This window comes from Mycobacterium sp. D16Q13 (assembly GCF_002013375.1).
Classification (GTDB): domain Bacteria; phylum Actinomycetota; class Actinomycetes; order Mycobacteriales; family Mycobacteriaceae; genus Mycobacterium.
Window position 1 is genome coordinate 1 of the sequence record NZ_MAEW01000007.1, and the last position, 19,178, is coordinate 19,178.

Sequence of the window (19,178 nt, forward strand, 5' to 3'; positions counted from 1 at the left end):
GGTGATCGATGCCCCGAAAGCTGCCGCCGTGTTCGGCACCACCACGTCACCTGCGAAGTAGGCGTCGACCATCTCGTCTCTTCGGATCGTCCTTCATGTACGCCACCAAACCATCCAGCGTGACAATGTCGAACGGAGACTCGAATCTGGCCGATACGAGATCGGCATCGATAACAATCAGTGGGATCACCGTGGTTTCCACGTCCGCGAGACCCAACGAGTCGAGCACCGTCCGGTAGTTCTGGAGGACCCACTGGTATCGTCCGCGCAGTCTTTCAACTGCGCTGTGTTCACCCAGGTGGATGTTCGATACCTCGTTTTGCAGCTCACGGGGCGTACGCGCGACGATCAAGGACTTCGCTTCGATCATGTACAGCGATTGTGTCGATCGGTCCAGTGCGAGAACGTCGATATCACCGAGATCGATCCCGTCAACATCGTAGAGGTCGAGATCGCCGAACTTGTGCGCTCGGCGCAGGATAGGTGCACACACCTCGGCCAGTGTCAACTCAATTCGGCGTTCGAAGGATTCGCCTTTTTCTTCGCGTGAGCGGCTCAGTGCTTCCTTCATCTCCTTCGTTCTTGCCTGCAATCGACCAGATAGATACTGACCGTGTAGCTCGAATGAGGTGCGGATTGTGTTGCGATGACCGAAGATCACGGTCTCAGTTTCGTCTATGTTCCAGGAAATCAGAGGCTTCCTCAGATACGAGCGCGATCGATTGAATCGCCAAGGCAGTACTTCCGTCCGCAGACCCCAGAAGTCGTCAACTTGGCGGAGGCACAACTGATTCAGCATAGAGTCGACAAAGTCGAGTTCCCAGTTGAACTTCTCGACCATGCGGTCCCGGATTCGAGGAACGGGCAGAATTCCTACGTCATCTTGGCTCTCTTCGTGCGACAGATTCACGAGCTCGCTTGTGAATAAAGAGAGTTGGGTAAAGGTAAAGCCGAACTCGCGGATGGCAAGCAGCTCAGCAGCAGCGAACGCATCCTTCTGACCAGCGTCGCCTTCATCCCTCTGAGTGGCCGCAGTAATGGCTTCGTCGATGGTTGCGTGAGCAGTCGCACTCAACATGCTCTGCAGTCCTTGCGTGTAGCGGTCGGTTTCGCGCGAGATACCGAGCCGCCCGGACCGAAGGATCGACAATTCGGCCTGTGAGAGGCCCCCGTGCAATGCATCGGAAATGAACCCCTTGTTCACCATCTCTGATGCAAGCGCCAGGATCGAGTCGTAGCGTTCATCCGTGAAGTCGTTCGCACCTTGCGGACGAAGGGCGGACGTGTACTCGATCAGAAATCGAGAGGACACCGATGCCGTATTCGTCGCCGTCATGTGCTTCGCGAGTCGTTCGGCCTCGTCGGGTCCGTGTCCGAAACAAGCCAGTCGGGAGGCATATCGGGTGCGTTCGACGTACTCCTCGTGGATCAGTGCTTCGTTCTGCAGTATCAGGGATCGGAGCAAATCCATCCCGTTGAAGCCCGTGAGACAGGACTCGAGGCGACCCCCAAAGAACGGAACTACTTCCTTACTCAATACGGCTACGCGATCCGCCGCTGGAATTTCTCCGTAAGCTCGACCACGACTCTGACGCAAGTCGCGGCCGAGTTCATCGAGTAGCCGTGCCAGGACAGAGGGCTGCACTCGTCGGGCCGACGGTAGCTCGCCCGGCCACGCGATGAGGTCGACGTTGGATTGGACGACATGCACCATCCGTCTTTCCCCTGGCGGTGCCAGCGCTTCGACGATGCTCTCGACCTCTCTGGTTAGCGCGTCTCCGGAAAGCCGATCGGCGAGAAGGACACGGGCGAGCACAGTCAACATCTCGCGATCCAGATGGTTGGGCGGAGCATCTTTTGGCGGACGCTCAGGCGCACGAAGGCCGAACACGAAGTCTTTGTTATCGACTGGATCGCTCTCGTACATCCACGGTTGGTCGGTATTCGCGGCCTCACCGATGTACTTAATCAGTATATGGATGTCGTGATCGTACGGTTCGAATACCGTTGGATCGTATTCGTTCAAGGCCTCTGTCCAGTAGCACACCGCTTCAGGGAAACTGTGGACCCGGTAAGCGTCATGCTCAGATTCGGCGATTAACTCGGCCCAGATATCAACCTTATCCAGTTCGGCGGAGAAGATATGACGGGGCGGGGCCAGGACCTCGCGAACTGTGGTGGCCGGCCCGTGCTTTAGGTACGAGTCGTAGATCCGGTTGGCGATGTGTACCTGCGCTCTGCCGATTCGTGTTGCAAAGCTCCGGCGAAGCTCCTCTGAATAGTCCGATTCGGCGACCAACATGTCTGGCGGCGGAGAGTTGTCGTCGATGTAGAACGATTCATCGCGGCCCTTGTATAGCCCATAAACAGCACTGATACCCGGATGCAGGACTCGTGTCGACTCACCGAGTCGATCCCAAGCCTCTGCGAAATACCACAGCGTGAGTTGGTCGGTTCCCGGTGAGAAAAGGACTAGCTCAAACTCGTCAAAGGATCCGATGAGGTGGCGTTCTTCATCCCCTGACATCAGCATGAGATCGCGCCCCATGGGCCAGATCACGTCCAGCATCAGTGTGCGTGCCCCAGCGGTCTGTTCATCAGGCTGACGTGTGAATGCGCTAATCGCCCCAGGAAAGACGTCGTTGCTGGTTTCGAGTTGTGGCACTCGTATGTTCACCACTAGTCGCTTGTCGGTGTCGACCACACCTCGGAGTCGCACAGTCTGATTATCGGGCTCGTCCACATCGGGTCCTGGCGGATCGAAAAGCGGGCGGGTGAGTCGGCGGGTCAATGTCGTAGCAATTCCCTTAACCGCAGCTTGCAGCGAACCCGAGCAGCCATACTTTGATGCTTCGGCGATTATCTTGTGGCGGAGGGTTGTAGTGAGGTCTCGTGGAGCGGCAATAACAACCGCACCAGTGGATGCCAATACAAATGGTTTGCGAAGCAACAGGTTTGCGACTTCGTCCTTGCCCATCGGTTGTAGTTCATCTAGTGGTGTGAACAACTCATCCTGGACGTATGCGATTGCGCTACTTGGCATATCCGCGAATGTGGAAGTGAAGTTGAATTGCAGTGCATCGGACAAGCTGACCCAGTGCTTGTCGTCGGGGACTATCAGCTCCGCAGCCTCAGAGGGCGCCAACTGCTGCCGACGGTAGCCTAACCGCCTTGCCAGATAGTCGGCTGGCGCCAATAGCACATGTGTAAGTACTCGTATATTCCGCAGGTATTCGACCGGAAAGTCGTAGTCATGCGCCCCGAAGACCGCCAGCAGCAGATGGCCAACATCGGTTCCGCTAGTGGGGTCATAGCCCTGCAGTGTTAGATAGCTTCTTGAGAAGAACGACACCTCTGTGGTGACAAATGATTCGAATCTACCGTCGTCCGCGAGAGCTTCACCTGTTTCCTGCTCGAACCGTCGCACGAACTTGGCGAACGTTCCTGCATCAACCCTCACATCACCGTTCAGTGTCGCGGCGAAAGCGCTAAGTCTGGTAAGCGATTCGAGATGGTGGACGTTGCCCGGGACTAGCTGCAGGCCAACTATCCGCGCCATCAGTTCAATCCGGCCGCCTCGCTTCACAGCCCGCTCTCGTCGGCTTCGCGCTCCCTTACCCACCGGTGGCCACACCCCTCTCGTACAGCAGCAACTCGTCGCAGCTGTTGCCCAGGCTATGCGACAGAGGTGACATCTTTCGAACGTTTATTCGGATTACCCTGCGGAGGCAGCTCGGATGCTGGGCGAATGCCAGGAGGAGTGCGGGAAGTGTCGCGCAGTGGACTGGAGCTTGGTCTTTCCGCCGACCAGCAGTACCCGGGTCCGCGGAGTTTAGCGGCGCTGCGTACGACCCGCCATAAGCGGTGAACAAACAATGACTTCAAGAACTTGCTTACGAAAGCCACGAAAGTAGGGGCAGACCCTCCCTCATCTAGGGAGTGTCAAAGATCAACTGAACCAGGCGTAAAGCATCAGCCGAAACACCGTAAGGCCACACCCGACACAGAAAAGTCAAGCATCAGCCGAGTTAATACATCGTTTTTGTAGGGCGGGCGGGGCTCGAACCCGCGACCAATGGATTATGAGTCCACGGCTCTAACCAACTGAGCTACCGCCCCTAGCAGCCCTGAACTCTATCCGATCGGCTGCCGCATCCCTGGAAGCCCGGTCACCTGTGGTCGTAGTCCAGGTTGCACGACGCTGCCTTCACTTCGGCGTCCCGAAGCCTCGCCCGGCTTATGTTGTACTCGTACCAGGGCGCCGTCTCTCGCAAGTGATACGCAACCTTGCCCTGCACACAGTCCCGTACGTCCTCGGGCAGCGACTTCGTCGCTGCGAACGCGTCCGAAGACAGTGTCCCCATGTACCACTGATCGATCTTGCCGGTCTGCTGGAAGAACTCGACGTTGCGCTGCGCGATATAGCTCTCCGGGTTGAAGATCGCCAAACCCAGCATCCCAAACGAACCGACCGCCACCACCGCAGTGGGCAGCCACCGCGCACTCATCCGAATGCCCGCCACCAGGATGAGCACCAACACCACAGCCATGCCCAGCTCGATCCAGCGCACCAGCAGCCGCTCCACACTGAACCCGTAGGCCTTCTCGTACAACGACATCCGGCGAATGGCCGAAGCCACGATCACCAACGTGGTCACGCACAGCCCGCCGATCAGCACCCGCAGGAACAACCGGTCGCGGGCATCATCACGCCCCGCCACCCGGATTGCCACAGCGATCACCCCCATCACCAGGATGGTGACGAACAGCAGCTGCCAGAAGCCCTGCCGCGCATACTCTGCGTAGGTCAACCCCTCAGTGACCTGCACATGCTCATCTCCCCCGAACAGCACCGAGATCTGCACGCCCACAAACGCGATGAACAGCAGATTCAGCGCAGCCAGCGGCAAGCTCCACTCCCAGCGCGGCAGCTTCTTGGGCTCCGTCGGTGCCAACCGGTCAAAGCTCGGCGGCGTGGACAGCACGTAGATGGCACCCAATGCGAAGCCGCCGACCAGCGCGCCGACGATAGCGCGGCCGATCACATCGCCGAAGGACACGAACGGCAGGACCCCATTGATCAACGCCTTGAACCGCGCATCGGCATCGGCCAGCAGCGCCCCGAACGCCGCCACCAGGCCGATAGTCACCAGCACGACGATGGCCGCACGGTCCGGGTTGATCTTGCGGCCACGCGACATCGTGCGGGTGCCGCGCCGCATCCAGCCCGCCACCCGGAATGGCGTCCTCAGCATGACGAACTGCCCGTACACCAACCCGGTCCACGTCCGGGCCGGAGCCAGGGCATAGACGAACAGCGCCCCCGAGGTCAGAACACACAGCGCAACAAGCCATTCCGCATCCCGCACAGTCGGCACCACCGCCAGGCACAGCGCGAGCACCAGCGCACCGATACGGGTGGGAGTCCACTGCACTTTCTGCGTCGCGAAGGCGGCAAGGGCCACCGCGAACGCCGTCAACGTCCAACCTAAGCCCGGGAGCGAGGACCGCCAGCACAGCGCCGCCACCAGCCCGGCCCCTACCCCGCCGAGCAGCGCCCCCTGGGTCATCTTCGAGCGGATGTCGCGCGGCCAGGCCGTCAGGAACCGTGTGGGCGGCCCGAAGATCGGCACCGGCGGGCGCGGAACGGGCGGCACTGAAGCCTCGGCCGGCGCCCCCGGAATCGGATACGGCGGCGGCATTACCGAACCTGTGGTCATGAGTTCCCCTCCTCGGATTCAAACTGCGGCAATGTGACTCGCACCCGACAGCCGGGCGCGTCCACGATTTCGATACGGCCGCCATGCAGATCGACGGCCCATTGCGCGATGGCCAGCCCTAAACCTGTGCCACCATCACGTGATCCCCCGTGGGTGAATCGTTCGAACACTCGTGATCTTTCGTGCGGTGCGATACCGGGCCCGGTGTCGGCGACCTCCAGCAGCAGCGCCTCGTTCTCGGTGCGCGCGAACACCGACACCTGTCCCCCGGGCGGGCTGTGCCGGGATGCGTTGTCCAGCAGGTTGGCCACCACCTGATGCAGCCGGGCGGTGTCGGCGACCGCTTGCAAGTCGAACGGCTCGACCGTCACGTGATAACGCACCTGACGTCCGGTGGTCTTGGCTTCGGCCACCGCGCCGTCGACGAACTCACGCACCGCGAACGGTTCGCTTTGCACCGGAACCGATCCGTTCTCGAGTTTGGACAGGTCAAGTAGGTCGTCCACGAGCCGGCCCAGCCGTTCGGTCTGCGCCAGTGCGGTTTTCAGTGTCGCCGGATCCGGCTCGGCCACCCCGTCGACAATGTTCTCCAACACCGCCTGCAGCGCCGTGATCGGTGTGCGCAGCTCGTGCGAGACATTGCCCACCAACTCGCGCCGGTACTTCTCGGCGGACTGCAGCTCGGCGGCCATATGATTGAAAGCTGTTGCCAGCTGGCCCACTTCATCGCGGGAGGTCGAACGAATCCGGCGCGAGTAGTCGCCCTGCGCCATCGAGCGTGCCGCCGCCGTCATATCCCGCAGTGGTGAAGTCATGCCGTGCGCCAGGAACCACGTCACCCCGAAGGACACGAACAATGCCAGCGTGAGCGCGTACCGCAGCTTCCATTCGGCGGTGATCCACAGCAGGCAGGTGGCGATCAGCAGCGCCACCCCCACCAGCACCGCGGTCTTGAACTTGAAGGAGCGCAACGGATCCAGCGGTCGCGGCAGCAGTTCCAGCAGTGGGCTCATCGTGGTACCTCCAACGCGTATCCGATGCCGTGCACGGTGCGGATCAGCTCTTGGCCGAGCTTGCGGCGCAACGCCTTGATGTGACTGTCGACGGTGCGCTGGCCCGACGGCAGCCCCTCGCTCCAGCCCCACACCTGGTCGAGCAGGCGCTCCCGGCTGATCGCCACCCGCGGGTTATCGGCCAGATAGGCCAGCAGATCGAACTCGGTACGGGTCAGGTGCACCTCGTCGTCACGGTGATAGACGCGGCGCTCGGAGATGTCAATGCGCACCTGCCCGATGCGCACATCGGTGCTCGGCGCCGCCACTCGATCGGTGCGGCGCAGCAGCGCCGCGACCCGGGCCACCAGCACCCGCATGCTGAACGGCTTGGGCAGGTAGTCGTCGGCACCCACCCCCAGGCCCACCAGCATGTCAGTCTCGGTGCCACGCGCGGTGAGCATCAGCACCGGGATCGGGGCGAGCGCCTGCACCTGGCGGCAGACCTCCAGGCCGTCGAGGCCGGGCAGCATGACGTCCAGCACCATCAGGTCCGGCGGGTTTTCGCGGCAATGCCGCACCGCGTCGAGGCCGTTGTCCTCGGTGTCTACGGCATACCCCTCGGCGCGCAGCCGCGCGGAGATGGACGCACAGATCGTTGGCTCGTCATCGACAACCAAGATTCTTCGCTGGCCTTGCACATGAACAGCCTATTTGACGGTTGTGGTGATCGCTGGAGCCTTTTGTGAAGGTTCTGTGGAGGTGCCGGGAGCGACCTACTGCGCGGCGCTGACCGAGGACATGTGGAAGTCCGGGATCCGCAGCGCCGGCATGGCTTGGCGCGTCGCGTAATCGCTCCACTCGCGCGGCAGCGTGTACTCGGTGGCGCCCACCTGCGATACCCGCCGCAGCAGATCGATCGGGCTCTCGTTGAACCGGAAGTTGTTGACGGCGCCGGTGATCTGGCCGTCGCGCACCAGGTACACGCCGTCACGGGTCAGCCCGGTCAGCAGCAACGTCGTCGGGTCCACGTCGCGGATGTACCACAGCGTGGTCAGCAGCAGACCGTTCTCGGTGGCGGCGATCATCTCCTCCAGCGTCGCCCCGCCTTCGCCGGTCATGATGAGGTTGTCGGCGCCCACCGTGGGGGCGGCACCGAATTCGGCCGCGTCGGCACGTGAGTAGCTCAGCGCGTTGATCACACCGTCGCGCACCCAGTCGACCCGCTCGATGCCCACGCCGTTGTCGAAGACCGACAGCGATTCCCGCGAAATGGGGGTCGCCACAAACGGGCTGCTCTCCAGCCCCGGGTACGACGGGTCCGAGTACACCGTGACCGGCAGCTCGGTAAGGCGCTCCCCAATGCGGGTGCCGCCGGGCCCGGCGAAGGCGTTGCGGCCCTCATGCGCACCGCGCCCGCCCATCGTCCACACCAGGTACTGCATGAGGTCGCCGGTGGCCGACGGCGGCAGCAGCGTCTCGTAGCGACCGGCCTTGAGCTCGATCTGATTCTGTGCCGCCGTGAGGCGTTCACTGAGTTGGCGCAGCAGCGATTCGGTGGGCACATCCACGAATTCGGGGGTGCACACCCCGGCCCAGGCACTGCCCACACCGCGTTTGGCGTTGATCTCCACCTGGCCCGTCGGCTGGGTGAACCTGCGGCGCAGCCCGGTCGACGAGGCCAGGAACGTGGTCTGGCGTTCGTGGCGCGCGTAGCCGTACAGGGTGTCGGGGCCGTCAAAACCCGTCGACAGATCGGCGGCCAGCGACCCGAACACGTCGGCACCGGTCGGTGAGATCTGCGCATCCCAACTCTCCCCCGCCCCGTCACCGGGGCCCAGCAGCGGCATGGCATCCCGCGACGGTGGCGCCGACGCGGCCTCGGCCTGACTGGCCGCCACCAGATCGGCGAGCGCGGCCGGATCGGCGTCCTCGGTGAGCACCGAGCCGACCCGGGTCTGATCTCCTTGCCGCAGAATCGATACCACCGCGATGCCGCGCTTGACCGACTCGCCGTTGGTGGTCATGGAACTGCCCGCCCAGCGCAGCGATGCCTCGCTACTGTCCTGGATCAAGACGATGGTGTCATCGGCGCCGCCGCGCCGCGCGGCCTCGGCCAGGACATCCTCGGCGACCTGCTGTGCGGGGATCACGCGGCACCACCTTCCTGCTTGGTGTTCAGAACGTTGACGCCACGGAACAGCGCCGACGGGCAGCCGTGGCTTACCGCCGCCACCTGCCCGGGCTGAGCCTTACCGCAGTTGAACGCTCCGCCCAGCCGCCAGGTGGATTGGCCGCCAACGGCTTCCATCGACCCCCAGAAGTCGGTGGTGGTGGCCTGGTAGGCGACGTCGCGCAGCTGGCCGTCCAGCTTGCCGCCGCGGATGCGGTAGAACCGCTGGCCGGTGAACTGGAAGTTGTAGCGCTGCATATCAATTGACCACGACTTGTCGCCCACGATGTAGATGCCGTCCTCCACGCCGGAAATCAGATCGTCGGTGCTGCGCTCCTGCGGAGACGCCTGCAGCGACACATTGGCCATCCGCTGGATCGGCACATGGTGCGGCGAGTCGGCGTACGAGCAGCCGTTGGAACGCTCCTGGCCCAGCCGGGGTGCGAACACCCGGTCCAGCTGGTAGCCGACAAAGATGCCGTCGCGCACCAGATCCCAGCGCTGCGAAGCCACGCCCTCGTCGTCGTAGCCGACCGAGGCCAGGCCGTGCACCTCGTTGCGGTCGGCGGTGACGTTCATGACGGGTGAGCCGTACTTCATGGTGCCGAGCTTGTCGGGGGTCGCGAACGAGGTGCCCGCATAGGCGGCCTCGTAGCCGATGGCCCTGTCGTATTCGGTGGCGTGGCCGATGGATTCGTGGATGGTCAGCCACAGGTTGGTCGGGTCGATCACCAGGTCGGTGGGGCCGGCGACCACGCTGGGCGCCTTCACCTTCTCGGTGAGCAGCTCCGGGATCTCGCGCAGCTCGGCGCTCCAGTCCCACACTCCGTCGCTGCCGATGGCCTCCCAGCCCCGGCCCATCGGCGGGGCCAGGGTGCGCATGGTCTCGAAGGACCCGGTGGCGGCGTCGACGGCGATGGCGTCCAGCTGCGACATGACCCGGACGCGCTGCTGGGTGATGGACGAGCCGAAGGTGTCGGCGTAGAAGGTCTGCTCCTTGACCGCCGTCAGGGTCGCCGAGGCATGGTCCACCCCGTCGGAAGCCAATAGCCGGGCCGAATACTCCTGCAGCACCGCGATCTTGTCGGCCTGCGGCACCCCGAACGGATCGATCTCGTACTCGGACACCCATTGAACGTCGGCATAGACGGGCTCGGCCGCCAGTTCGACGCGCTCGCGGTTCAGGCTGCGCAGCCCGCGGGCCACGGCCACGGCCCGGCGCGCGGTGTCGGCGGCGGCGGTGGTGTCGAGCTGCACATGTGAGGCGAACCCCCAGGTGCCGTCGACGATCACCCGCACCGCCAGACCGATGGTGCGTCCGGACACCGCCGTCTCGACCTGCTCGTCGCGCAGCACCAGCTCTTCGTTGATCAGCCGGTGGATGCGCAGGTCGGCATAGCTGGCACCGGCGGCGCGCGCCGCGTTCAGGGCGGCGTCGGCGAGTGCGGCGCGCGGCAGCGCCAGGAAATCGGGATCTACGGACCGAGTCACGCGCTCAACGCTACCGGTGGCGTCCACGGTTTAATGTCCCCGTGACACGCTCCCGGCAGACAGCGCTCGCATATGGGCTGTTGGCCCCGAGCCTGTTCGGCGTCACCGCGTTTTTGCTTTTGCCGATCCTGGTGGTGGTGTGGCTGAGCCTGTGCCGCTGGGATCTGCTGGGCCCCATCGAATTCATCGGCCTGGACAACTGGCGCTCGGTGCTCACCGACGGCGCCTTTGGCCACTCCCTGCTGGTGACGCTGCTTTTTGTGGCACTGGTGATCCCGGTACAGACGGCGCTTGGACTGTTGGCGGCAACGCTGCTGGTACGCGGCCTGCCCGGCACCGTGCTGTTCCGGACCATCTACGTCATCCCGTGGATCTGCGCGCCCCTGGCCATCGGCGTGCTGTGGCATTGGATGCTGGCGCCCACCGACGGTGCCATTGGCGCTCTGCTCGGGCAGCGCATCGAGTGGCTGACCGACCCCACGTTGGCGCTGCCGGTGGTGGCGGCGGTCAGTGTGTGGACGAACGTCGGCTACGTGGCGCTGTTCTTCATGGCGGGTCTGCTGGCCATCCCCGGCGATGTGCACAACGCGGCCCGGGTGGACGGTGCGACGGCCTGGCAGCGGTTCCGCCGCATCACCCTGCCGATGCTGCGGCCCACCTTCTTCTTCGTCCTGGTCACCGGGGTGGTGAGCGCGGTGCAGACCTTCGACACCGTGTACGCACTCACCAGCGGTGGCCCGCAGAACCGCACCGACCTGGCCGCGCACCGCGTCTATGCCGAGGCATTCGAGTCCGCCCATGTCGGGCGTTCGGCCGCCATGTCACTGATCCTGTTTCTGATCTTGGTCGCCGTCACGGTGATTCAGCACCGCTACTTCCGGACGCGGGTGAGTTATGACCTGGTGTAGAAACGGCGCGGTCTATCTGCTGCTGACGCTCGGCGCTGCCCTGACGCTGGGCCCGTTCCTGTTGGCGCTGTCGGCGTCGCTGAAGTCGACGCGACAATTCGCGACCGATTCTCCGCTGGCGCCGCCCAACCCGTTCACGATCGCCAACTACACCGGTTTGGCCGACGCAGGGTTCGGGCGCGCCGCGCTGGTGACGGTGTTGATGACGGCCATCATCGTGATCGGCCAGCTGACGTTCTCGGTGCTGGCCGCGTATGCCTTTGCGCGACTGCAGTTCCCGGGGCGCGACGGACTGTTCTGGGTGTATCTGGCCACGCTGATGATTCCGGCGACGGTGACCGTGGTGCCGATGTATCTGATGCTGACGCAGGTGGGGCTTCGGAACACCTTCTGGGCGTTGGTCCTCCCGTTCATGTTCGGATCGCCCTACGCGATCTTCCTGCTGCGTGAGCATTTCCGCACCATTCCCAATGACCTGATCCGCGCGGCCCGCCTGGATGGCGCCAACACGCTCGACATTCTGTGGCATGTGGTGGTGCCGGTGAGCCGTCCCATCCTGATCACGCTGACCCTCATCACCGTGGTATCGCAGTGGAACAACTTCATGTGGCCGTTGGTGATCACCAGCGGAAGCAACTGGCGGGTGCTCACCGTAGCGACCGCCGGGCTGCAGTCACAGTTCAACGCGCAGTGGCCCATCGTGATGGCGGCGACCACCGTGGCGATCGTGCCGTTGGTGATCCTGTTCGTGGCGTTCCAGAAGTACATCGTCCGGTCCATCACGTTGAGCGGACTCAAGTAGTGAAATCCTCCACGCGCGCCGCCCTGACCCTTGGGCTGGTCGCCCTGCTGCTGTTCGGCATCGCGGGATGGCTCGGGATTCCGAAGACACCGCAGGGAAAAACGGTCGTCACCGTCCGGGTGTGGGATGCGCGGGTGGCCGAGGCCTACCGCAGCTCGTTCGACGAGTTCACCCGGCGCGATCCCGAGATCCAGGTCGCCGTCACAGTGACGTCGTATGCGAGCTACTTCAACAGCCTGCGCACCGATGTGGCCGGGCACGGCGCCGACGACATCTTCTGGCTCAGCAACGCTTACCTGTCCGATTACGCCGATACGGCGAACCTCATCCCCATTGATCCGCAAGAGGATTGGGATCCCTCGGTCGTCGCCCAGTTCACCCGCGGCGGCAAGCTGTGGGGTGTTCCGCAGCTTAGCGACGCCGGGATTGCGCTGTACTACAACAAGAATCTTCTCGACCAGGCGCAGGTGGACCCGGCCGAGCTGGCGGAGCTGCGGTGGGACCCCGACCCTGCTGTGGATACCCTGCGCCCGATGCTGCACCGGCTCACCGGGCCCGGGCATTGGGCCTACAACGCCGCCAACGACTTGCAGGGCATCTACCTGAACTACCTCGGATCGGCGGGGGCCGTCTTCCAGGCCGGCGACAAATTCGCGTTCGCCAACACTCGGGCCGAGATGGCCTTCCAGTACCTGGTCGACCTCATCAACGTCGACAAGGTGGCGCCGTCGGCCGCCGACACCAACGCCAACAACGACTTCTCGCGCAACCAGTTCCTGCAGGGGCGGATGGCGCTGTTCCAATCGGGCACCTACAACCTGGCCCCGATCCAGGCGAACGCCACCTTCCCGTGGGGTGTGGCGATGATGCCGGCCGGGCCCGAGGGGCGGGTCAGCGTCACCAACGGCATTGTGGCCGCCGCCAATTCGTTCTCGCCCCACCCCGAGGCCACCCAGCGGGTGCTGGCCTGGATGGGTAGCACCGACGGCAACGTCTTCCTGGGCCGCAGCGGCTCGGCGATCCCCGCCGTGCTGGGTGCGCGTGAGCCGTACTTCCAGCATTGGACTGCCCGTGGCGTCGACGTCGCCCCGTTCTTCCAGGTGCTGAACGGTGCACAGATCGCGGCACCGGGCGGGCAAGGCTTCGGAGCCGGATTCGCCTCGCTGAAGCCGTATTTCGCCGAGATGTTCCTAGGACGCCTCGATGTGCAGACCGCGTTACAACAGGCGCAGCAGGCGGCGAACAGGGCGATAGAGAAGTAGCGCTACAGCACCTCGAACAACACGACCGCCGTCCCGATCGCAAGGATGATCAGCAGCGCGATCGCGTCACGCAGGCCCGGCCGCGTCGGATGCGCCGCGATCTGCCCGGTGCCGCCACGCGAGGTGATGGCATCCCCCATCTCGGAGGCACGCCGCAGGGCGACGGTGATCGCCGCGGTCAGCATGTCGACCACCTCGGCCACCCATCGCAACCCGCGTCTGCCCTCGCGCACCTGCGGCGGACGCAGCCTGCGCGCCGCGATGAGCACCCGGAACTCGTCAGACAGCATGGGGAAGGAGCGCAGCGCGAGCGCCAGGGTCGCGGCGCGCTCGTCGACCGGAATCCCGAAGACCTTCAACGGCCGCCCCAGCATGGCCACAGCCGGGGCGATCTCGGAGACATTCGTCGTCCACGACACCATGGCTCCCGTACCGAGCAGCACAACCGCCACCGCAGTGGTGCGCGCCACCGCCAGCACCCCGTGGAACCCTATAGTCATCCCGCCGATATGCCAGAAGGGCGGCCCGCCGCTGAAGAACACCGTGAGGCTGCCACCGATCACCAGGGCCACCATCCAGATCGGGATGGTGGGCACCGCACCGCGCGGGATATGGGCCAACCACGCGGTAAGGACCACCAGCGCCGCCACCGCGCCGATCGCCGTCCAGGTGGGAAACAGTGTCAGCAGCACCGAAATAAGGAAGACCGCAACAAGTTTGGTTCCCGCCCACAGCTCGTGGATCGGCGACGTACCGGGGACAGGGCGCAGCAATACCACCGGGCGGCGTGGTGCACGTGTCGTCGTCATGAGCGATTCCCCGACCCCACCGATTCGGCCAGCAGCACCCCGGATTGCAGATGCACGGTCCGCGGACACAGTTCCTGCATGCCATCGAAGTCATGCGAGATCACGACGATGGTGAGCCTTTCCCGCTCGCGCACCTCAACCAGCAGCCGCAGCAGACCGGCCTGCGACTCGGCATCCAGACCCGCCAGCGGCTCATCGAGAATCAGGGCACGCGGTGAGCGCGCCAGCAGCCCGGCAAGCACCACGCGGCGCATCTGGCCTCCGCTGAGCTGATCAATCGGACGCTTAAGCAGGTCCGCATCCAGACCGACACTGGCGAGGGCGTGCACCACCCGATCAGTCTCACGGGCGGAAAACCCGGCCGCCGAAGCTATTTCATAGTCGACCCGGCTGCGCAGCAGCTGCAAGCGGGCCGCCTGGAAACTGATGGCCACCGACCCCACCTGCTCCGACACCGGCTTGCCGTCCAGTAGGCACTGCCCCGAGGTTGGTTTGGTGAGCCCCGCCGCGATCCAGGCCAGCGTCGACTTGCCCGATCCGTTGCCGCCATGGATCAGCACACCATCGCCCTCGTGCACCGCCAGCGACACGTCATGCAATGCCGTTTTCGCCCAGGGAGTTCCGCTGGCGTACTGATGGGCGACGGAATCGAACTCGAGAACAACGGGCGCCTCGACATTGGGCAGCGCGGCCGTCGTGGTGGGCACCGGCACTGTCTGTATCGCCGTGCGCGCCACCTTGCCGTTGACCGCGCGCAAGGCGATCTCACGGTCCGCGGCGGCGGCCTCGGACTGGAAATGGGTGATGTGCACCACCGACATCCGGTGCTGCGCGGTGAGCCGTGACAGCACGCCCAGCAGGTCCTCGCGCCCCTTCGGGTCGACCATGCTGGTGATCTCGTCGGCCACCAATAGCGCGGGGTCGCGCGCCAGGGCCGAGGCCACCGCCAGACGTTGCAGCTCGCCGCCGGAGAGCGAGGAGGTGCTCTGCTCGCCCATCCCCTCCAGACCGACCTCGCGCAGCAGACCCTCGATGTCGACGTCGTGATCGGCGGGCAGACCCCACACCACATCGTCGGCGACCTTGGTACCCAGCACCTGACTTTCCGGGTGCTGCATGACAATTGCGGTGCCGCCGATGGCGCCGAGCCCCACCGAACCTGGCCGCTCGATCTCCCCCGACGTGGGTTCACGCCCGGCCAGGATGCGCATCAGGGTGCTCTTACCCGAGCCGTTGGGACCGGTGATCGCGACATGCTCGCCGACCTCGATGCTCATCGACAGCGGCGCCAGCGCATCGGCTTCACCGCGCGGATACCGGAATCGCACCTCCCGCAGGCGCGCGGGCACCGGACCCACCGCACCTGCCGGCGTCGGCGGATCGAGCTGGTGCACATCGGGAATCACCGCCAAGCGCTGGATCACGCGAGAGAGCACCCACCAGCCGAACAGCGCGTTAAACAGCACGAAGACGAAGACGATGCCACCGATGAACCACACCCAGTTGCGCATCGCGAAGTCGATGGCGCTCGTCGCGTTCACACCGACCGCTTCCAGATGCGGGAGGTGAGCGATCATCTTGAACAGGCCCTCCAGCGAGGCGCGCAGCGCATCGAAGAGCAGGTTGCGCATGCGGTCTAGCAGGGCCAGCGCACCGACCGCCAGCGCCGCAATGATCGCGCTACAGATGACTCCGAGCACCGTCAGCAGGGGCATGCCGTGTCCGCGTCGGCGCACTACGCCGGTGAGGCCACCGATGTAGACGCAATTGCCCATGGCGATCAGACCGCCGAGCCCGGCAAGCAGGAACGCGATGACACCGCCGGCCACGGCGGCGGCCAGTAGCACCCGGACGCGGTAGCGATATCCCAGCAGACCCATGGGTACGGCACCGAGTAGTTGCACGGCGCCCAAAATCGGCAGGGCGACCCCCACGATGACCATGGCGGCGGTGAGCGCGGCCATGACGGCCGCCTGAGCCAGTTCATCGGGTTTCAGGGGCACCCTGGTGAAATTCACTTCACAATTCTGCCAGCAGGTTTGCCCACTCTCAGGACATTCTCAGCTTCGCCCGGCGCACCGCTAATTCACTGCGACGCCGATCAGATGACCTATCAGATACGTTGCGCCGATAGCGATGGCACCAAACGCCAACTGCCGCAAGGCACTCAGCCACGGGGCTCGGGCCGTGAAGCGCCCGGCGACCCATCCGGCGATCAGCAGACCCACTCCTCCGCAGACCAGACCGGCCAGAAGTGACGCGAATCCCAGCAGGAATGGGATCAGCGGCACCACCGCGCCCACCGAGAACGTCACGAATGAGGAGATCGCGGCCACCCACGGCGATGGAGTGTCGTTGGGATTGATGCCGAGCTCTCGGGTGAGGTGAATCGTCACCGCGGTGTTCTCGTCCTGGTGGATCTCGTCGGCCGCCGCGGTCGCGGTCTGCGGCGAGAGCCCGATATCGCTGAGCATGGCGATGAGCTCCTGCTTCTCGGCATCGGGGTGCAGCTGGATGGCGCGACGCTCCACGCCCACCTCATGCTCGATCTGCGAATTGGACGTCGATACCGAGGTGAATTCGCCCAGCGCCATCGAGAACGCACCCGCCACCAGGCTGGCGACCCCGGTCAGGACGATCGCCTGAGTGTCCAGTCCGCTGGCACCCACGCCAGCGACCAAAGCCGTATTGGTAACCAGGCCGTCCATGGCGCCGAACGTGGCCGCACGCAACCATCCCCCGGACACGTCCGGGTGCGTGTGGTCAAATTCATGCGGTAGTTCGGCAGATCCCGCAGAGCCGTCGAGTGCCACGATAAATGAATCTACTTCCAGGTTGCTGAAAACGCACTGCTCAGAGGGGAATTACCGATATGAAGCGTTCACTGACTGTTTTCGGCACCGCGGTGTTGGCCGGCGGGCTGATGCTTGCGTGTTCGGGCAATGACAAGAAGGACGAGTCCGCGAGCTCTTCGGCCAGCAGCAGCGCCACCACCTCTGCCGCGGCCGCAAGCACCTTCGACATCGCCAAGATCGATGCCATCAAGGACCAGTTCCCCGCCGGGTACACCGTCGAGGTACAGCCCAAGACCACGGTGACCCAAGAGATGCTCGATCAGATGAAGGGCATCTTCGACAAGGCCACCTTCACCCCACAGGAATGCGCCGACAAGATGCTGGGCGCATTCCCTCAGGTGACCGGCACGTCCATGCAGGGTGTTACCGGCGCCAAGGGCAATGGCGACCCGATGTCCAAGACGATGATCATCGCCGCGGCCATGGAGACGGTCAGCGCGATCCCCGAGGACACCACCGGTGGAGCGTGCGACAAGTTCAGCCTGTCGATCGCCGGCATGGCCGAGGGCACCGGCGAGAAGATCGACGCGCCCGCCATCGATGGCGTGAAGACGACGGGTACGTCAACGAATATCAAGATCAGCGCGCCCGGCATGGAGAAGGAGATGGTGCAGATCGCCTACTCCGCTCAGCTCGATGACCACCACGCCGTGTCGGTGTCGGGCATGGGTGATGTCGACCGCAACGAGCTGTCCGACGTCTTCGTGAAGGCCGTCAACGCCGTTAAGGGATAGGTCGTACCGGGATGCCCGCCCCCGCAGCAAGGGTCGGGTACCCGGGCGCTCCCCAGTACCCGCCGGGCGGGTAATAGCCGTAGCCGTACCAGGCCGAGCTGGGCACACCTTCACATTTGGAGGTGTTTCCGGCGGAGGCGCAGACAGTCGCCTGGGCGGTGCCCGCCGCGGGGCTGGGCAAAATCAATGGCGCTGAAGCCAGAGCTCCGACAATGAGTGCCGAGCAGAGAGTTCGCGCCACATTTCGTGGTCGCTTCATGCCTCCAGGATAGCTCTGGCCCCGTGCGATGAACGCAGCGTTGACCGTGACCCTGGTCGCCTATCGAACCGCGTTGGGGAGGCTGCGCGTTGGCCGTTTCATTTCGTCCAAATCCTCCCCCGCCTGCCCGTAGATCCAGAAGATGACGCGGCTGACGAGGTGCAGCAGGATCCGCTGCTCAGGATCCTGCGTATCCACCCCATAGATGTTGGTGACCGCTGACGTACCGCAGTCGCGCTCATACAGCTCGCCGGTTAACCGCCAATGGGTACCGGGTCCACAGTCCTTGGGCGCGAAGGAATCAACCGAGATGAATTCGCCCGCTGCCAATTCCACAACGTGACATTCCAGTGTGCCCGCGTATCCCGTCCCCACCGCCGGCATCGATCCGATGACGAACTTCGCGCCAAGCTCTGGGCGGAATCCCCGCACGCTCACCGGCCATTGGTCTGGATCGGTGATGGCGTCCCACACCTGTGTGCGCGGATGTTCGAACTCCCATATGGCGCGTACCACCTACTCCCCTTCCCCGGACAGCCTCGAGACCGCCTGCGTGTGGCCATCGGCTAGCAACCATGGCCAAGTTACCGTACTAGCAGTACCACTATTTCGCTACGCAACGGAAAGGATTCGACGTAGCTATCTAGATGCCGGGCCATCGATCGCAGCGCCACGCGATAGCTACCAGCTAAAAGCTGTATTAATGATGGAGAACGTTCACATGAAGGACCCCTCCGGTAACGAGGTTCCGACCAGCTCACTGTTTTCAGAACGACCGTACACAATTTTCCCAGAGTTCAAGAAAGCGGGATGAGCAAATAAGTATGAGAGCATGTTGTGGTGTCGGAGGACTCGTCCGTGGCGCAAGCACGGACACTGCTGATCGCGCTCTACGAGCATGTCGACGAAGTGGCGCAGTCGATGGCCGAGGCCGAACACTTGATCCGACATACCCCGCGCCACAGCTCCCCACACCGGCACCACCGACTCCGCGTGGCCGCCATGCGCAAGGACATCTACGAAGCACAACGGCTGATTAAGCAACTGCACCAACGGTTTCCGGCGATACGCAATACGGTGTGGCCGCCAACGGACCCGTCGGGCGGGCAGCACGGATAAATGATCGGGGCGGCACTTCCCGAATCTGTAGGGAAGCTAGCCCGGTTCGTCCAC

At 64.0% G+C, this 19,178-nt stretch carries 16 protein-coding genes and 1 tRNA gene; 5 read left to right on the plus strand and 12 right to left on the minus strand.

The window, feature by feature from the left end:
* Window positions 1-46 precede the first annotated feature (46 nt).
* From B4400_RS06990 to B4400_RS07020, 7 genes are all read right to left on the minus strand, one after another.
* Complete coding sequence (locus B4400_RS06990; protein WP_502688386.1) at window positions 47-3,559, minus strand: anti-phage protein Upx-like protein; 3,513 nt, start codon at window positions 3,557-3,559, stop codon at window positions 47-49.
* A gap of 486 nt (window positions 3,560-4,045) precedes the next feature.
* Window positions 4,046-4,119: transfer RNA gene (locus tag B4400_RS06995), tRNA-Ile, on the minus strand.
* Window positions 4,120-4,169: 50 nt separating this feature from the next.
* Window positions 4,170-5,720, minus strand: a complete 1,551-nt coding sequence (locus tag B4400_RS07000) for a DUF4153 domain-containing protein (protein WP_078309061.1) — start codon at window positions 5,718-5,720, stop codon at window positions 4,170-4,172.
* Window positions 5,717-6,733 (minus strand): HAMP domain-containing sensor histidine kinase, encoded by a 1,017-nt coding sequence (locus B4400_RS07005; RefSeq protein WP_078309062.1) that lies wholly within the window; start codon window positions 6,731-6,733, stop codon window positions 5,717-5,719. Before B4400_RS07005 ends, B4400_RS07000 begins: the two co-directional genes overlap by 4 nt.
* Window positions 6,730-7,392 (minus strand): response regulator transcription factor, encoded by a 663-nt coding sequence (locus B4400_RS07010; protein WP_078309063.1) that lies wholly within the window; start codon window positions 7,390-7,392, stop codon window positions 6,730-6,732. Before B4400_RS07010 ends, B4400_RS07005 begins: the two co-directional genes overlap by 4 nt.
* A gap of 96 nt (window positions 7,393-7,488) precedes the next feature.
* On the minus strand, window positions 7,489-8,865 hold the full coding sequence (locus B4400_RS07015; RefSeq protein ID WP_078309064.1) for a metallopeptidase TldD-related protein: 1,377 nt from the start codon (window positions 8,863-8,865) through the stop codon (window positions 7,489-7,491).
* On the minus strand, window positions 8,862-10,376 hold the full coding sequence (locus B4400_RS07020; protein WP_078309065.1) for a TldD/PmbA family protein: 1,515 nt from the start codon (window positions 10,374-10,376) through the stop codon (window positions 8,862-8,864). The genes B4400_RS07015 and B4400_RS07020 overlap by 4 nt, the downstream gene beginning before the upstream one ends.
* A gap of 41 nt (window positions 10,377-10,417) precedes the next feature.
* On the opposite strand from B4400_RS07020, the gene B4400_RS07025 reads away from it, so the two are divergent.
* Genes B4400_RS07025 through B4400_RS07035 form a run of 3 tightly spaced genes read left to right on the plus strand, consistent with a single transcriptional unit; the run spans window position 10,418 to window position 13,348 of the window.
* Complete coding sequence (locus tag B4400_RS07025; protein ID WP_078309066.1) at window positions 10,418-11,284, plus strand: carbohydrate ABC transporter permease; 867 nt, start codon at window positions 10,418-10,420, stop codon at window positions 11,282-11,284.
* Window positions 11,271-12,086, plus strand: coding sequence for a carbohydrate ABC transporter permease (locus B4400_RS07030; RefSeq protein WP_078309067.1), 816 nt, complete (start codon window positions 11,271-11,273; stop codon window positions 12,084-12,086). Before B4400_RS07025 ends, B4400_RS07030 begins: the two co-directional genes overlap by 14 nt.
* Window positions 12,086-13,348, plus strand: a complete 1,263-nt coding sequence (locus tag B4400_RS07035) for an extracellular solute-binding protein (RefSeq protein WP_078309068.1) — start codon at window positions 12,086-12,088, stop codon at window positions 13,346-13,348. The genes B4400_RS07030 and B4400_RS07035 overlap by 1 nt, the downstream gene beginning before the upstream one ends.
* 2 nt (window positions 13,349-13,350) lie before the next feature.
* On the opposite strand, the gene B4400_RS07040 is transcribed toward B4400_RS07035, so the two are convergent.
* From B4400_RS07040 to B4400_RS07050, 3 genes are all read right to left on the minus strand, one after another.
* Window positions 13,351-14,157: a CbiQ family ECF transporter T component gene (locus B4400_RS07040; RefSeq protein ID WP_078309069.1), complete on the minus strand. Its 807-nt coding sequence runs from the start codon at window positions 14,155-14,157 to the stop codon at window positions 13,351-13,353.
* Window positions 14,154-16,154, minus strand: a complete 2,001-nt coding sequence (locus B4400_RS07045; protein ID WP_078309382.1) for an ABC transporter ATP-binding protein — start codon at window positions 16,152-16,154, stop codon at window positions 14,154-14,156. Before B4400_RS07045 ends, B4400_RS07040 begins: the two co-directional genes overlap by 4 nt.
* Before the next feature lie 84 nt (window positions 16,155-16,238).
* Window positions 16,239-16,970, minus strand: a complete 732-nt coding sequence (locus B4400_RS07050; protein ID WP_078309070.1) for a VIT1/CCC1 transporter family protein — start codon at window positions 16,968-16,970, stop codon at window positions 16,239-16,241.
* 59 nt (window positions 16,971-17,029) lie between these two features.
* Between B4400_RS07050 and B4400_RS07055 the strand changes: the two genes are divergently transcribed.
* Window positions 17,030-17,746: a DUF5642 family protein gene (locus B4400_RS07055; RefSeq protein ID WP_078309071.1), complete on the plus strand. Its 717-nt coding sequence runs from the start codon at window positions 17,030-17,032 to the stop codon at window positions 17,744-17,746.
* Here the strand turns inward: B4400_RS07055 and B4400_RS24310 are convergent.
* Window positions 17,736-18,005: a hypothetical protein gene (locus B4400_RS24310; protein ID WP_139361297.1), complete on the minus strand. Its 270-nt coding sequence runs from the start codon at window positions 18,003-18,005 to the stop codon at window positions 17,736-17,738. The two genes, B4400_RS07055 and B4400_RS24310, sit on opposite strands and share 11 nt — an antisense overlap.
* 60 nt (window positions 18,006-18,065) lie before the next feature.
* The gene (locus B4400_RS07060; protein ID WP_078309072.1) at window positions 18,066-18,521 is read right to left on the minus strand and encodes an SRPBCC domain-containing protein; all 456 of its coding nucleotides are present in this window, start codon (window positions 18,519-18,521) and stop codon (window positions 18,066-18,068) included.
* A 324-nt stretch (window positions 18,522-18,845) separates the two neighbouring features.
* Here B4400_RS07060 and B4400_RS07065 point away from each other — a divergent pair, with 324 nt between their 5' ends.
* Entirely contained in the window at window positions 18,846-19,124 is a 279-nt protein-coding gene (locus tag B4400_RS07065) for a hypothetical protein (RefSeq protein ID WP_286151116.1), read from the plus strand.
* The last annotated feature ends 54 nt before the right edge of the window (window positions 19,125-19,178 follow it).

Bases quoted from the DNA above. Each gene is read 5' to 3' on its own strand.
- B4400_RS06990 (WP_502688386.1), bottom strand. From the start codon at position 3,559: ATGGCGCGGATAGTTGGCCTGCAGCTAGTCCCGGGCAACGTCCACCAT.
- B4400_RS07000 (WP_078309061.1), bottom strand. From the start codon at position 5,720: ATGACCACAGGTTCGGTAATGCCGCCGCCGTATCCGATTCCGGGGGCG.
- B4400_RS07005 (WP_078309062.1), bottom strand. From the start codon at position 6,733: ATGAGCCCACTGCTGGAACTGCTGCCGCGACCGCTGGATCCGTTGCGC.
- B4400_RS07030 (WP_078309067.1), top strand. From the start codon at position 11,271: ATGACCTGGTGTAGAAACGGCGCGGTCTATCTGCTGCTGACGCTCGGC.
- B4400_RS07040 (WP_078309069.1), bottom strand. From the start codon at position 14,157: ATGACGACGACACGTGCACCACGCCGCCCGGTGGTATTGCTGCGCCCT.
- B4400_RS07055 (WP_078309071.1), top strand. From the start codon at position 17,030: ATGAAGCGTTCACTGACTGTTTTCGGCACCGCGGTGTTGGCCGGCGGG.
- B4400_RS24310 (WP_139361297.1), bottom strand. From the start codon at position 18,005: ATGAAGCGACCACGAAATGTGGCGCGAACTCTCTGCTCGGCACTCATT.